The organism is Nonomuraea sp. NPDC049269 (assembly GCF_043197155.1).
Lineage (GTDB): Bacteria > Actinomycetota > Actinomycetes > Streptosporangiales > Streptosporangiaceae > Nonomuraea.
In genome coordinates, this window is sequence record NZ_JBICSO010000004.1 from 622269 (window position 1) to 635904 (window position 13636).

Annotated in this window: 16 protein-coding genes; 12 read left to right on the top strand and 4 right to left on the bottom strand. The window is 70.1% G+C overall.

The genetic code is table 11. The features are described 5' to 3' along the window. Window positions 1-76 precede the first annotated feature (76 nt). From ACGFNP_RS25765 to ACGFNP_RS25775, 3 genes are all read right to left on the bottom strand, one after another. Complete coding sequence (locus ACGFNP_RS25765) at window positions 77-436, bottom strand: VOC family protein (RefSeq protein WP_358315498.1); 360 nt, start codon at window positions 434-436, stop codon at window positions 77-79. A 77-nt stretch (window positions 437-513) separates the two neighbouring features. Further along, the gene (locus ACGFNP_RS25770) at window positions 514-1242 is read right to left on the bottom strand and encodes a YafY family protein (protein WP_358315501.1); all 729 of its coding nucleotides are present in this window, start codon (window positions 1240-1242) and stop codon (window positions 514-516) included. 93 nt (window positions 1243-1335) lie between these two features. Next, complete coding sequence (locus ACGFNP_RS25775) at window positions 1336-2355, bottom strand: PHP domain-containing protein (protein WP_358315504.1); 1020 nt, start codon at window positions 2353-2355, stop codon at window positions 1336-1338. 102 nt (window positions 2356-2457) lie between these two features. Between ACGFNP_RS25775 and ACGFNP_RS25780 the strand changes: the two genes are divergently transcribed. From ACGFNP_RS25780 to ACGFNP_RS25820, 9 genes are all read left to right on the top strand, one after another. Further along, a complete protein-coding gene (locus ACGFNP_RS25780; protein ID WP_358315507.1) occupies window positions 2458-2871 on the top strand; it encodes a hypothetical protein in 414 nt (137 codons plus the stop codon). Window positions 2872-2873: 2 nt separating this feature from the next. Next, entirely contained in the window at window positions 2874-4022 is a 1149-nt protein-coding gene (locus tag ACGFNP_RS25785; RefSeq protein ID WP_393322977.1) for a glutathionylspermidine synthase family protein, read from the top strand. Continuing rightward, window positions 4019-4450, top strand: a complete 432-nt coding sequence (locus tag ACGFNP_RS25790; RefSeq protein WP_214635711.1) for a DUF350 domain-containing protein — start codon at window positions 4019-4021, stop codon at window positions 4448-4450. Before ACGFNP_RS25785 ends, ACGFNP_RS25790 begins: the two co-directional genes overlap by 4 nt. 71 nt (window positions 4451-4521) lie before the next feature. Next, window positions 4522-5646: a helix-turn-helix domain-containing protein gene (locus ACGFNP_RS25795; RefSeq protein ID WP_358315734.1), complete on the top strand. Its 1125-nt coding sequence runs from the start codon at window positions 4522-4524 to the stop codon at window positions 5644-5646. Window positions 5647-5749: 103 nt separating this feature from the next. Further along, window positions 5750-6646 carry an ACP S-malonyltransferase gene (locus ACGFNP_RS25800; protein ID WP_393322981.1) on the top strand — a complete coding sequence of 299 codons (897 nt, stop codon included), beginning with the start codon at window positions 5750-5752 and terminating at the stop codon, window positions 6644-6646. Then, on the top strand, window positions 6643-7599 hold the full coding sequence (locus tag ACGFNP_RS25805) for a beta-ketoacyl-ACP synthase III (protein WP_358315516.1): 957 nt from the start codon (window positions 6643-6645) through the stop codon (window positions 7597-7599). The genes ACGFNP_RS25800 and ACGFNP_RS25805 overlap by 4 nt, the downstream gene beginning before the upstream one ends. 88 nt (window positions 7600-7687) lie before the next feature. Further along, window positions 7688-7927 carry an acyl carrier protein gene (locus ACGFNP_RS25810; protein WP_214635708.1) on the top strand — a complete coding sequence of 80 codons (240 nt, stop codon included), beginning with the start codon at window positions 7688-7690 and terminating at the stop codon, window positions 7925-7927. Between the two features lie 53 nt (window positions 7928-7980). Next, window positions 7981-9213: a beta-ketoacyl-ACP synthase II gene (gene fabF / locus ACGFNP_RS25815; RefSeq protein ID WP_393322986.1), complete on the top strand. Its 1233-nt coding sequence runs from the start codon at window positions 7981-7983 to the stop codon at window positions 9211-9213. Next, window positions 9214-10638 carry an acyl-CoA carboxylase subunit beta gene (locus ACGFNP_RS25820; RefSeq protein ID WP_393322989.1) on the top strand — a complete coding sequence of 475 codons (1425 nt, stop codon included), beginning with the start codon at window positions 9214-9216 and terminating at the stop codon, window positions 10636-10638. Between the two features lie 229 nt (window positions 10639-10867). Here the strand turns inward: ACGFNP_RS25820 and ACGFNP_RS25825 are convergent, their stop codons facing one another. Next, window positions 10868-11362, bottom strand: a complete 495-nt coding sequence (locus tag ACGFNP_RS25825; protein WP_219539870.1) for a DUF3145 domain-containing protein — start codon at window positions 11360-11362, stop codon at window positions 10868-10870. A 175-nt stretch (window positions 11363-11537) separates the two neighbouring features. Between ACGFNP_RS25825 and ACGFNP_RS25830 the strand changes: the two genes are divergently transcribed. The 3 genes from ACGFNP_RS25830 (at window position 11538) to ACGFNP_RS25840 (ending at window position 13605) form a co-directional block, all read left to right on the top strand. Continuing rightward, window positions 11538-12551 (top strand): S8 family serine peptidase, encoded by a 1014-nt coding sequence (locus tag ACGFNP_RS25830; RefSeq protein WP_393322992.1) that lies wholly within the window; start codon window positions 11538-11540, stop codon window positions 12549-12551. Between the two features lie 74 nt (window positions 12552-12625). Beyond that, window positions 12626-13162: an RNA polymerase sigma factor gene (locus tag ACGFNP_RS25835; RefSeq protein ID WP_393322995.1), complete on the top strand. Its 537-nt coding sequence runs from the start codon at window positions 12626-12628 to the stop codon at window positions 13160-13162. Further along, window positions 13159-13605: a hypothetical protein gene (locus ACGFNP_RS25840; RefSeq protein WP_358315532.1), complete on the top strand. Its 447-nt coding sequence runs from the start codon at window positions 13159-13161 to the stop codon at window positions 13603-13605. The genes ACGFNP_RS25835 and ACGFNP_RS25840 overlap by 4 nt, the downstream gene beginning before the upstream one ends. The last annotated feature ends 31 nt before the right edge of the window (window positions 13606-13636 follow it).

Consider the following 13636-nt stretch of genomic DNA (forward strand, 5'->3'; position numbering starts at 1 on the left):
GACCGCTCGCCTGAGCGGCTCGCGCGCGTGCCCGGTCAGCGGGGAAGGTGCCTTCCTGGGTGCACGCTCGGCCGGGTCACCTGCGGTGGAAGATCCCGAAGAGGTTGCCCGAGCTGTCCTGAAGGTAGGCGAAGTCGGTGCCCGCGCCGTCGTCGATGACCTTCGTGACGACCTTGCCGCCGAGCGACTCGGTCTCAAGGCACTTCTGCTCCACGTCGGCCACCTGCACGTGGAAGATCGCGTGGCCGGGGACCTCGCCCTTGGTGTTGTAGAGGCCACCACCGGGCTGCTCACCACCGGGATAGCCGATCATCCGGTAGTCGATCGGGCCGCCCTCGGAAGCAGCGAACGTCCAACCGAACAAGCCGCCGTAAAACTGCTGGGCACCTTCGGGGTCGTCGGTCGCGACCTCGAACCAGGTAACCGTGTTGTCCATAGTCGTCTCCCTTGTTTCTCGAACAAGACAACGATCTAACGGCCAGGCGACAACCCTATGTCGGTGTTTTCGATTGATTAATCGAGCATCGTGCCGTGCACGATCATCTCCGGAACATCGGGGGCGAACCCTTCGAGCGGCCGGTCGGGGCAGCGCTCGGCGGTGACCGAGGCCGCGGCGATCCGGTCGAGCCGGAAGACCCGCACGTCATCGCGCAGGCGGCACCACGCCACGAGATACCAGAAACCACCGCGACCGCCCAGGAACACCCCCGGCTCGACGTCGCGCGAGGTCAGCGCGCCCTTCGCGTCGGCATAGTCGAGCCTGAGCACGCGGCGGCGCAGCAGGGCCTCCTCGATCGCCCGGGAGATGCCCTCGCCGCCCAGCGGCTGGATCTCGGCACCCGGCTCGGGGGGCTCGGCGACCATCTGCACCCGTCGCGCCAGCTCCCTGGCCAGCTCGCCCTCCGGCCCCGGCATGGCCGCGACCACCTTGCGCAGCGCGCTGCGCGCCTGCCTGCCGAAGGGCTGGTCGCCCGCCCGGCTCAGCGCCACCGCGATGGCGACCGCCTCGGCGGGGGTGAAGTTGAGCGGGGGCAGCGACATCTTCTTGTCGATCGCGTAGCCGCCCTTGCGCCCCGGCTCGGCGTAGATCGGCACCCCTGACTCCTGCAGCGCGGTGATGTCGCGCTCGATCGTGCGCGCACTGACCTCGAACCGCTTGGCGAGCTCCCGGGCGGAACGGCAGCGTGGCGAGATCGCGCGCAGGTCCTCGACGAGCGCGTACAGCCGGTCGGTACGGTTCACACCCGTGACGTTACGCCGCGCCACCGACAATCGCGCCCCCAAAGCCCCTACCAGGCAGGCGATCCCGATTCAAGCGTGACGCGCCGACAGAATTCAGGCCTGACGCGCCAGCAGATCGGCGAGCGGCCAGGTGTTGACGATCCGCGCCGCCTCGATGCCGCACCGGGCGGCGCGCTCGCAGCCGTGGCGCTGCCAGTCGAGCTGGCCGGGCGCGTGCGCGTCGGAGTCGATCGCGAAGTCGCAGCCCATCTCGTAGGCCAGCCGCAGCAGCCGTTTCGGCGGGTCGAGCCGGTCGGGCCGCGAGTTGATCTCGACCGCGACCCCGAACCGCCGGCACGCCTCGAAGACCAGTTCGGCGTCGAAGTCCGACTCCGGCCGGACCCGCCCCCGCCGGCCGCCCGCCTGCACGACCCGTCCCGTGCAGTGGCCGAGCACGTCCACGTGCGGGTTCGCGATCGCCGTCACCATCCGCCGGGTCATCTCATGGCCGCTCATCCGCAGCTTGGAGTGCACGCTGGCCACCACGACGTCGAGCCGCTCCAGCAGCTCGGGCTCCTGGTCGAGCGTGCCGTCGAGGTTGATGTCGACCTCGACGCCGGTCAGGATCCTGAACGGCGCGAGCCGCTCGTTGAGCCGTTCTACCTGGTCGAGCTGCTTCCTGAGCCGCTCGGCCGACAGTCCGCCGGCCACGGTCAGGCGGGGCGAATGGTCGGTCAGCGCCCAGTACTCGTGGCCGAGCGCCTTGGCCGCCTCGGCCATCTCCTCGATCGGCGAGCCGCCGTCGGACCAGTCCGAGTGGCTGTGCAGGTCGCCCTTGAGCGCCGCCCTGAGCGAGGCGGTCTCGTCGTCGAGGTCGGCGCCCTCGGTGGCGCGCATCCGGCGCAGGTACGTGGGCACCTCGCCGTCCAGCGCCTCGGTGATCGCCAGTGCGGTGACCTTGCCGATGCCCGGCAGCTCGGTCAGGCCGCCCACCCGGGCCAGCCGTACCAGCTCGTCGTGGGGCAGGTCGGAGACGACGGCGGCGGCGTTGCGGAAGGCGCGTACGCGGTAGGTGGGCTCGCCGGCCCGTTCGAGCAGGAAGGCGATCTCGCGCAGCGCCTCGACCGGTGTCATGCGTAGATACGTACCCAAGCCAAATACAAGCTGTCCCTTGTAGACATTGAACCCGCGAGAGCTGCGCCTATAGGCTGTTCGGCCAATGAAAGCAGGAGCTTGATGGGATACTCGCCGCCCGTGCCGCCTCCCCCGCCGGAGGCCCCCAAGCGGTCGAAGGCGTCGAAGGTGATCACCCTGTCCGTCCTCGGCGTCGTGTCCGTCCTCTTGGTGGGCTACTGCTCGGCCCAGAACGACGACGACGTGACCGCCGACTGCGTCGACATGAACAACCAGCTGAGCGACGGCTCGTACGAGATCGTCGACGAGTCCCTCTGCGACGATGACGACAACGGCTCGACCCACTTCTACGGGGGTTCGCGCGGCGCGTACCACTGGTACTACGGCGGCACCAGGACCGGCACGCGCGTGCGCGCCGGCACCAGCTACCGCCCCTCCGACGTGAACATCTCCAGCCGCAACGGCCGCTCCATCCAGCGTGGCGGCTTCGGCAGCCACTGGAGCGGCGGCGGCTGACGGTGCGGCGCGAACACGGCACTCCCAGGGACGGCTGGGAGAAGACGATCGAGAGCCAGGGCCTGGCCTACCACCGAGCCGCCCACCCGGAAGGACTCACCCGGCCCTACTGGGACGAGTCCATCCACTACGTCTTCTCCCTGGAGGAGGTGGAGGAGCTGGAGGAGCAGGTCGAGGAGCTGCACGGGATGTGTCTGCGCGCCGTGGAGCACGTCGTCTCGACCGGGCGCTACGCCGACTTCGCCATCCCCTCCTGGGCGGAGGGGGACGTGGCGCGCTCCTGGGAACGGCGCGATCCGCACCTGTACGCCCGCTTCGACCTGCGCTACGACGGCACGGGCCCGGCCAAGCTGCTGGAGTACAACGCCGACACGCCCACCTCGCTCGTCGAGTCGTCGGTGGCGCAGTGGTTCTGGCTCAAGGACGTCCATCCCGACGGCGACCAGTGGAACTCCATCCACGAACGGCTCATCGACCGCTGGCGCGAGCTGACCCTGCCCACGGGGCCGATCCACTTCGCCTGGACGAACATGGACGAGACCGGCGAGGAGGCGATGACCCTGGCCTACCTCCAGGAGACCGCCGAGCAGGCCGGGCTGAGCACGGTCGCCGTCGCCATGGAGGACATCGGCTGGGACGAGCTCAACCGCCGCTTCGTCGACGTCGAGGAGCGGATGATCCGCTCGGCGTTCAAGCTCTACCCGTGGGAGTGGATGCTGGCCGACCCGTTCGGACGGCACGCCGTACGGCACGCGACCTGGATCGAGCCGCTGTGGAAGACGCTGCTGTCGAACAAGGCGCTGCTGGCCGTCCTGTGGGAGCTCTATCCGGGCCATCCCAATCTGCTGCCCGCCTACCTCGACGGCCCCCGCGACCTGGACTCCTACATCGCCAAGCCGCTCCTGGGCAGGGAGGGCGCGTCGATGCGCATCGTCACGCCGGACGGCACCCAGGAGACGCCCGGCTCCTACGGTCAGGAGGGCTACGTCTTCCAGGGGTTCGACGCCCTGCCCGACTTCGAAGGCGAGCGGCCGGTGCTCGGCGCCTGGGTGATCGCCGACGAGGCCGCCGGATTGGGTATCAGGGAGACTACAGGCCTGATCACCGACGACACCTCTTCCTTCGTACCTCACCGAATCGAGCACCCATGACCCTGCTGGAGACCCTCGCCCGCGGCGCGGGCGCCATCGCCGCCTACGCCGCCGTGGGCGTCGTGCTGCTGATCGTCGGCTTCTACGTGATCGACCTCGCCACGCCCGGCAAGCTGAGCTCGGTCATCCGCACCGAGCGCAACCCCAACGCCACGCTGCTGGCCACCTCGGCGCTGGCCGCGGTGGGCCTGATCGTCGCGGCCTCCATCTGGTCGTCGGGCGGCCGGCTCACCGAGGGCCTGGCCGGGACCGCCGTCTTCGGGCTGGTGGGCATCGTGGTGCAGACCGTGGCCATGCTCATCTTCGACAAGCTGGTCGGCATCTCGGTACGCGACCTGGTCAAGGAGCCCGAGCTGCAGCCGGGCGCCCGGCTGCTCGCCGTCACCCACGTGGCCATCGGGCTCATCACCGCGGTCGCGGTCATCTGATCCGACCTGGCACTCTAGGAGACGTGACAGACCGGACCCGGGAGGACACCACGCGCAGGCTGGAGCGGGCCATGGGCTCGCTCGGCACCGCGGCCATGGCGCGCATGGACGATCAACTGTCGTGGTTCCGCGCCCTCAGCGCCGAGGACCGCTCCTGGGTGGGCCTGGTGGCGCAGGCCGGCATCGCCGCGTTCGTGGAGTGGTTCCAGCACGCGGGCGAGAACCGGCCCACGCCCAGCATCGAGTTCTTCGGCACCGCGCCACGCGAGCTGAAGCGGTCGATCTCGCTCCAGCAGACCGTCGACATCGTCAGGATCGTCGTGGAGGTGGTCGAGGCGCAGACCGACGAACTGGCCGCGCCGGGCGGCGAGGACCAGCTCGAACAGGCCATGCTCCGCTACACCCGCGACGTGGCCTTCGCCGCCGCCCACGTCTACGCCCGCGAGGCCGAGGCCAGGGGCGCGTGGGACGCCCGGCTGGAGGCGCTGATCGTCGACGCGCTGGTGCGCGGCGAGGTCGACGACGGGCTGCACTCCTGGGCCGCCGCGCTGGGCTGGACCTCCTCCCCCGTCGTCGTGATCGCGGGCCGCGCCCCCGAGGACGACCCGCGCGCGGTGATCGACGGGCTGCGCGAGAAGGGCCGCCGCATCGGCATGGACCTGCTCGCCGGAGTGCAGGCCGACCGGCTGATCGTGATCGTGGGCGGCGCCAACAGCGTGGACGCCGCGGCCAAGCAGGTCGTGGCCCGCTTCGGGGAGGGCCCGATCGTCATCGGCCCGGAGGTGCCCGACCTGCACGCCGCCGCCAGATCGGCCAAGGCGGCGCTGGCCGGACTGAAGGCGTCGTCCGGCTGGCCCGACGCGCCCCGCCCGGTGCACGCCGAGGACCTGCTCGCCGAACGGGCGCTCGACGGCGACGACGACGCCAGGGAGCAGCTCATCGAGAACGTGTTCCTGCCGCTCGCCGGCACGCCGCTTCTCGATACGCTGGCCACGTACCTGGAGCAGGGCACCTCGTTGGAGGCCACGGCCCGGCTGCTGTTCGTCCACCCCAACACCGTCCGCTACCGGCTCAAGAAGATCACCGAGCTGACCGGATACCAGCCGACGGAAGGCAGATCGGCCTTCACCTTGCAGGTGGGGCTGATTCTCGGCAGGCTTTCGGAGAGCGCCGTTACCTGGCGGGCCCTAACGTAACAACGCCGAAACCCCCACTGTAGGATCCCTACAAAACTCCTTGGATAAAGTTCGTACGGATCCTTATCCGCGTGTTGGACTTCTACAGGGCAGTGTGGATTGTGTGCTTGTACTCGTCGCTCCGGGCCAAGGTGCCCAGACACCAGGCTTCCTGACGCCCTGGCTCGAACTCCCCGGACTCGCGGATCGACTGACCGCATGGTCCGAGGTCGTGGGCCTCGATCTGATCACGTACGGGACCAAGGCCGACGCCGACGAGATCCGCGACACCGCGGTCGCCCAGCCCCTGCTCGTAGCCGCCGCGCTGGCCGCGGCCGAGGCGCTCGGCGCGACCCCCGACCTGCTGGCCGGCCACAGCGTCGGCGAGTTCGCCACGGCGGCGCTGGCCGGGGTGCTGGCCCCTGAGCAGGCCCTGACGCTCGTACGCGAGCGCGCCCAGGCCATGGCCAAGGCCGCCGCCGTCACCGAGACCGGCATGACCGCGGTGCTCGGCGGCGTGGAGGCCGAGGTGCTGGCCGCCATCGACAAGCACGGCCTGACCCCCGCCAACGTCAACGGCGCCGGCCAGATCGTCGCCGGCGGCACGCTGGAGCAGCTGGCCGCCTTCAAGGCGGACGCGCCGGCCCGGGCCAGACTGATCGCGCTCTCCGTCGCGGGCGCCTTCCACACCGAGCACATGGCCCCGGCCGTCGAGCACCTGCGTGCGGCCGCCGAGGGCATCACCCCCGCCGACCCGCGGGTCAAGCTGCTGTCCAACGCCGACGGCCAGGTCGTCACCGACGGCGCCCTGCTGATGCGGCGGCTGATCGACCAGGTCAGCAATCCCGTCCGGTGGGACCGCTGCATGGCCACGATGGCCGACCTCGGTGTCACCAGGATGATCGAGCTGCTGCCGGGCGGCACACTGACCGGCCTGGCCAAGCGCGGGCTGCGGGACGTACGGACCGTGGCGCTGAAGACCCCAGACGATCTCGACGCGGCCAGGGAGCTGATCAAGTGAGGATTCCCGATATCGCCCCGGGCGCCAAGGTGCTGGCCCTCGGCCACTACCAGCCGTCCAACGTTGTCACCAACGACGACCTGGCCAAGACGATGGAGACCAACGACGAGTGGATCCAGTCGCGGGTCGGCATCAAGGAACGCCGGGTCGCCGGTCCGGCCGAGTCCGTCGAGGACATGGCGACACAGGCCGGTGGCAAAGCGCTGGCCGCCAGCGGCCTGTCGGCGGCCGACATCGACCTGGTCATCGTCGCCACCTGCACGCTGGAGACGCAGATCCCCAACGCCGCGGCCGTCGTGGCCCACCGCCTCGGCATCCAGTCGCCCGGCGCGTTCGACGTGAACGCCGCCTGCGCCGGCTTCTGCTTCGCGCTCGGCGTGGCCAGCTCCGCGATCCGCGCCGGCTCGGCCAAGCACGTGCTCGTCATCGGCGCCGAGAAGCTGTCGCAGTGGATCGACTGGACCGACAGGTCCACCGCCGTGATCTTCGCCGACGGCGCGGGCGCCGCGGTGGTCGGCCCCTCCGACACCCCCGGCATCGGGCCGGTAGTTTGGGGCAGCTCGGGTGACAAATCCGACGCGATCATCATCAACGACCGCCACGACTCCCTCCACCAGGAGGGTCAGACCGTGTTCCGCTGGGCCACCACCGCGTTGCACCCGGTGGCCAAGGAGGCGTGCGAGCGTGCCGGGGTCGACCCGTCGGAGCTGGCCGCCTTCGTACCTCACCAGGCCAACCTGCGCATCATCGAGGCGATCGCGCGTAAGCTCGGCGCCGACCAGGCTGTCGTCGGGCGCGACATCGTGACCGCCGGCAACACCTCCGCCGCGTCCATTCCGCTCGCGCTCTCGCGCATGCTGGAGCGTGGCGAGGTCCGTTCGGGTGAGCTCGCGCTCATCCTGGGCTTCGGCGCCGGCCTGACCTATGCGGGTCAGGTCATCGAGATTCCGTAAGATCCGGTACGGCTCCGTTCCGTACTCATCAGAGCTTGTACGGCCGTAGCCGTACAGAACCCAGAAAAACCAAAGGAGAAATAGCGACATGGCTGCCACCGAGCAGGAGATCCTCGAGGGCCTCGGCAAGATCATCAACGAGATCACCGGGATCCCGGCGACCGACGTCACCCCCGAGAAGAACTTCGTGGACGACCTCGACATCGACTCCCTGTCCATGGTCGAGATCGCCGTGGCCGCCCAGGACGAGTTCGGCGTCGAGATCCCTGACGACCAGCTCAAGAACCTGAAGACGGTCAAGGACGTTCTCACCTTCATCCAGAACTGACCTCGGTCATCCACTGACCTCAGTTCCCAACTGATCGACAAGGAGCGCGAAACGTGAGTGCAAACCGGGTACGTGTCGTGGTCACCGGGCTCGGCGCGACGACGCCCGTCGGTGGAGACGTCACCTCGACCTGGTCGGCGCTCCTCGCCGGTCAGTCGGGCGTCGAGACCATCAACGCGGACTGGATCGACACCGTCCCCGTGCACTTCGCGGGGACGGCCGCGGTCGATCCGACCGAGGTGCTGCCCAGGCCCGAGTCCCGCCGCCTCGACCGCAGCGAGCAGTTCGCCATGGTCGCGGCCCGGGAGGCCTGGGCCGACGCGGGCGCGCCCGAGGTGGCGCCCGAGCGGCTCGGCGTCGTGGTGTCCTCCGGCATCGGCGGCATCACGACCACGCTGACCGCCTACGACACCTACAAGGAGCGGGGCTGGAACCGGCTCTCGCCCTTCACGGTGCCGATGCTGATGCCCAACGGCCCGGCCGCCTGGATCGGCCTCGATCGCGGCGCCCAGGCCGGCGTGCACGCCACCGTGTCGGCCTGCGCGTCCGGCGCGGAGGCCATCGGCTACGCGATGGACATGATCAGGTCAGGCCGCGCCGACGTGGTGGTCGCGGGCGGCACCGAGGCGGCGATCCACGGCCTGAACGTGGCCGCCTTCGCCGCCGCGCGCGCCATGTCCACCCGCAACGACGATCCCGCGGGCGCCTCGCGGCCGTGGGACCGCGACCGTGACGGGTTCGTGCTGGGCGAGGGCGCGGGCATCATCGTGCTCGAGTCCGAGGAGTACGCCAAGGCACGCGGCGCGCGGATCTACGCCTACGCGGCGGGCGTCGGCTACTCCGCCGACTCCCACCACATCACCCAGCCCGAGCCTGGGGGCCGGGGCATCAGCATGGCGATGACCCAGGCGCTCACCGACGCGGGCATCACCGGCCACGACGTCAAGCACGTCAACGCGCACGCCACCTCCACCCCGGCGGGCGACGTCATCGAGGTGCAGGCGGTGGCCAAGTCCATCGGCACCCACCCGCTGGTCACCTCGACCAAGTCCATGACCGGCCACCTGCTGGGTGGCGCGGGTGGCATCGAGTCCGTCTTCACGATCAAGGCGCTCCAGGAGCGCATCGTGCCCGCCACCATCAATCTCGACAGTCTCGACGACGGCATCGAGGTGGATCTCGTCTACGGCGAGAACCGCCCGCTGCCGCAAGGCGACATCGCCGCGGTCAACAACTCGTTCGGGTTCGGTGGCCACAACGTGGCCGTCGTGTTCAAGGGGGCTTAGATGACTGTGCTCGACAATCGGGTCGTGACGCAGGGCTCCGATCAGGAGCCCGCCGACCCCCGCGACCCGATCGTCCGGCTGACCGCGCTGCTCGACGAGGGCTCGGTGCGGCTGATCACTCCTGAGGACAGAAGCGGCGTTCTCGCCGCCATGGGCCGCGTCGAGGGTGTCCCCGTCGTCGCCTTCTGCAGTGACGCCCGCTTCCAGGGCGGCGCGATGGGCAGCGAAGGCTGCGAGCACATCGTGCACGCCTACGACGTGGCCGTCCGTGAACGGGTGCCGGTCATCGGGATCTGGCACTCCGGCGGTGCGCGACTCGCCGAAGGCGTCGAGTCGCTGCACGCCGTCGGCCGGGTCTTCAGCGCGATGACCAAGGCCTCGGGCGTGGTGCCGCAGATCTCCGTGGTCGTCGGCCCCGCCGCCGGCGGCGCCGCCTACGGGCCGGCGCTGACCGACCTGGTGATCCTGGCCGACTCCGGCCGCATCTTCGTCACCGGGCCCGACGTGGTCCGCAGCGTCACCGGCGAAGAGGTCACCAGCGCCGCGCTGGGCGGCCCCGAGCCGCACAGCAAGCGCAGCGGCGTCGTCCACATCGTCACCAAGACCGAGACCGACGCGCTGCTGCGCGCGCGGCAGCTCGCCGTGCTGCTCGGCCACCAGGGCCGGGTCCGCACCACGGGCATCGACGAGGTCGACTTCTCCACGCTGCTGCCCGAATCGGCGCGGCGTGCCTACGACGTCAAGCCGCTGGTCAACGGCCTGCTCGACGAGCCGGGCATCGAGCTGCACCCCAAGTGGGCGCCGAACATCGTCACGTCGCTGGGCCGCCTCGGTGGCCGGACGGTCGGTGTGATCGCCAACAACCCGATGCGGCTGGGTGGCTGCCTCGACGCCACGTCCGCCGAGAAAGCTGCCCGCTTCGTTCGTATGTGTGACGCTTTCGGCGTCCCATTGGTTGTCCTGGTGGATGTGCCCGGTTATCTCCCGGGCGTCGGGCAGGAGCACGACGGCGTGGTCCGCCGCGGCGCCAAGCTGCTGCACGCCTTCGCCGAGGCGTCGGTGCCGCGCATCACGCTGGTCACGCGCAAGGCGTACGGCGGCGCCTACATCGCCATGAACTCCCGCGCCCTGGGCGCCACCAAGGTGTTCGCCTGGCCGACGACCGAGATCGCGGTCATGGGCGCGGTCGCGGCGGTGCGCATCCTGAAGCGGCGCGAGCTGGCCGCCGCCCCCGAAGAGGAGCGGGCCGAGCTGGAGCAGCGGCTGGCCGAGGAGCACGAGAAGCTGGCGGGCGGGCTCGACCGGGCGCAGCAGCTGGGCGTGATCGACGAGGTCATCAAGCCGGAGGAGACCCGGGGCGCGATCGCCAAGGTCCTCGCCCAGGCCACCCCGGCCAGGGGCGCCCACGGCAACATCCCCCTGTAATCAGGTAAAAGGGGCCCCGCACCTCATGGGTGCGGGGCCCCTTTCGCGTGTTCAGCGGCTTTCACGTTGTTCGGGCGGCTTTCACGCGTGCGGACAGCTTTCACGCGTGCGGACAGCTTTCACGCGTGCGGACAGCTTTCACGCGTGCGGACAGCTTTCACGCGTGCGGACAGCTTTCATGCGTGCGACGGCGCGTGGCTCAGCTCCGCGTGCCTCAGCGGCGCGGGTCTCAGACGGCGGCGTGCAGCCAGCGGACCGGCGCGCCGTCGCCGGCGTACCTGAACGGTTCCAGCTCCTCGTCCCACGGCCGGCCGAGCAGCTTGTCCAGCTCGTCCTCCAGCACCGCCCGTCCCTGGGCGGCCATCAGCATCGCGGTGCGGAGCCGGTCTTCGGGGATCATGATGTCGCCCGCGGCCCCGACGACCGCGCTGAAGGCGCCGAGCGTCGGCGTATAGGCATGACGGGACCCGTCGACCCCCGCTGAGGCGTCCTCGGTGACCTCGAACCGGATGCGCTGCCAGCCCATGAGGGAAGAGGTGATGGCCGCCGCGATGCCCGGGCGACCTTCCCACTCCGCCTGCGCCCGCAGGACGTTGGGCGCGGCGGGTTGCGGCGTCCACGTAAGGTCCACGGGTACGCCAAGAACACCCGCGACCGCCCATTCGATATGAGGGCACAGCGCGGGCTGAGCTGAGTGGACGTAAAGCACGCCACAAGCAGACACCGGACCTCCCGATTCGGTACGAGGTGCGCCTTCCCCAACGGCCTCGCCCCGGGATGATCACAAGTGACTAGGGAGAGACTACCGTCGGTCGCAACCGGGCACCAGAGGGGGGCCATACCAACTTGGTGCGGCAGGGGCGTGTGACACACGGGTGAGCGCGGAAAGATACCCGCTCATGGACATCCAATCTGTCGGCGAGTCGCTCATCCGGCCAGGTCAGATACTGACCGACCGCAGCGCGGTGTCCGCCGTGGCTCGCTGGACCCAGGCCGTCGCCGACGCCGACGGCGTCTGCGTGATCCATCTGTCGCCCGGTGTCGACCCCATCGAGATCACCATGGACTTGCGGGAGCACGGCTTCCGGGCCTCCCCCAACCATGTGCTCGCCGGACAGCCGCTGTTCTGGGGCGGGCCGGCGTCCCGGCCGTTCCCCTCGCCGCCCGTACCATACAAACCGGGCAGAGCGCGCTCGCCCGTCGTCGTGGGGCTGCTCGACACCGGGATCGCCGAGCACCCGTGGTGGGCCGGCAGCGACTGGTACGAGGATCAGCCGAGGGAGGACGCCGAGCTGCTCGAAGGCCGCCAGGCGGGCCACGGCACGTTCCTCGCCGGCCTGCTGCTGCGGCAGGCGCCTGGCTCGGGGCTGCGCGTGTGGCGGGTGCTCGACGGGGACGGCGTCGGCGACGAGGCAAGCGTGGTCCGCGCCCTGAACCGGCTGCGCGAACGCCCACCCCCGATCCTGAACCTGTCCTTCGGCTGTCACACCTTCGACGACCGGCCGCCTCCCCTGCTGGACGACGCGCTGCGGGCCCTGCCCGACACCGTCACGGTGGCCTGCGCCGGCAACACCGCGAGCGACCGGCCGTTCTGGCCGGGCGCGCTGCCCGACGTCGTGGCCGTGGCCGCGCTGGACGCGGCGCAGGAGCACCGGGCGCCGTTCTCCGCCTACGGCTCCTGGGTCAACGCGTGCGCCCGTGGCGAGTGGCTGGCCAGCAGCTTCCTGGAGCGCGACGAGTTCGCCGGATACGCCGTCTGGAGCGGCACCTCCTTCGCGACGGCCCTGGTCGCGGGCACGATCGCCGACGCCGCCAAGGACCTGCCGGCCAAGGAGGCCGCCGGGCGAGTCCTTGACCCTGAGACGACCCGGCAAATTCCCGATCTGGGAGTTCTCATCAGGTCGAGTCTGTAGAGTTTACGCTCAGTCCTCGGCCAATCACGAGGAGGCAGGGTGGCCTCCTCGTCCGTCACGGCGAAGGAGGCCGCATGCACGAGCCACGCGATCCGGCGGAGCTGCTCAAGGCAGCGGCCGAAGACGACCAGACAGCCTGGGACCAGCTTGAGTCCAGGTTCGGGCCGCGCATGTGGGCAGTCGCCCGCGCGTGCGGGCTGAACGCCACCGACGCGGCGGACGCGGTCCAGGGTGCCTGGCTGCGCCTGCTCGAAAACCTGCACACCATCAGGGAACCATCAGGCGTTGGCGCGTGGCTGGCGACGACCACGCGTCGTGAGGCGCTTCTGATCATCAGGAAGGAACCACCCGGTTTTCCCTCCTTCGACGTCGTGCACGACCCTGATCCGGCGACTGTCGTCCTGGAGGCCGACGGCAGCCGCCTGCTGTGGAAGACGGTCTCCGCTTTGCACGAGCCTTGCCGCACCCTCCTCCAGCTGGTGGCGACGGATATGGGGAGCCAGCAGGTGGCGATGCGGCTCGGCATGCCCGTGGGCACCGTGGGTCCAACCAGGATCCGGTGCCTGGAAAAACTGCGCACCCTGATCTCACTACAGGAGACGGTGCAATGATCAACGATGAGTATTTCCTGGCGGCTCTCCGGCTCGCCGCCGGGAGTGATCCGATCCCTGGGCATGTTTCCGCCGCCGCACGTGATGCCTTCGGACTCCGGGTCTCTCAAGCGGTGACCGCCGCACCTGCCGACTGCGCCGCAACCCGTGGCGTACGAGGCGGCGACGGTCCCGGCATGGTCCGCTTCGTCGCGGCCGGCCTCACCTTCGATCTGGAGGTGACGGTGGGCGACGGACTCATCGACGTCGCGGGACAAGTGTTCCCGCATCCTGGCGAGGGCAGCCACGTCGATGTGAGGACTCCGCATCTGACGCTCACCAGGCGTCTTGCGCGTACGGGCCAGTTCGCGGTCACCGGCCTGCCTCCGGGCTGGCTCAGCGTGGTCTGCTACCGGCCCGGTCTCGCACCCGTCCAAACCAGGTGGGTGCGCATCCGCCCATGATCACCAGGGAGCCAGGTACCGCGTCCCACCC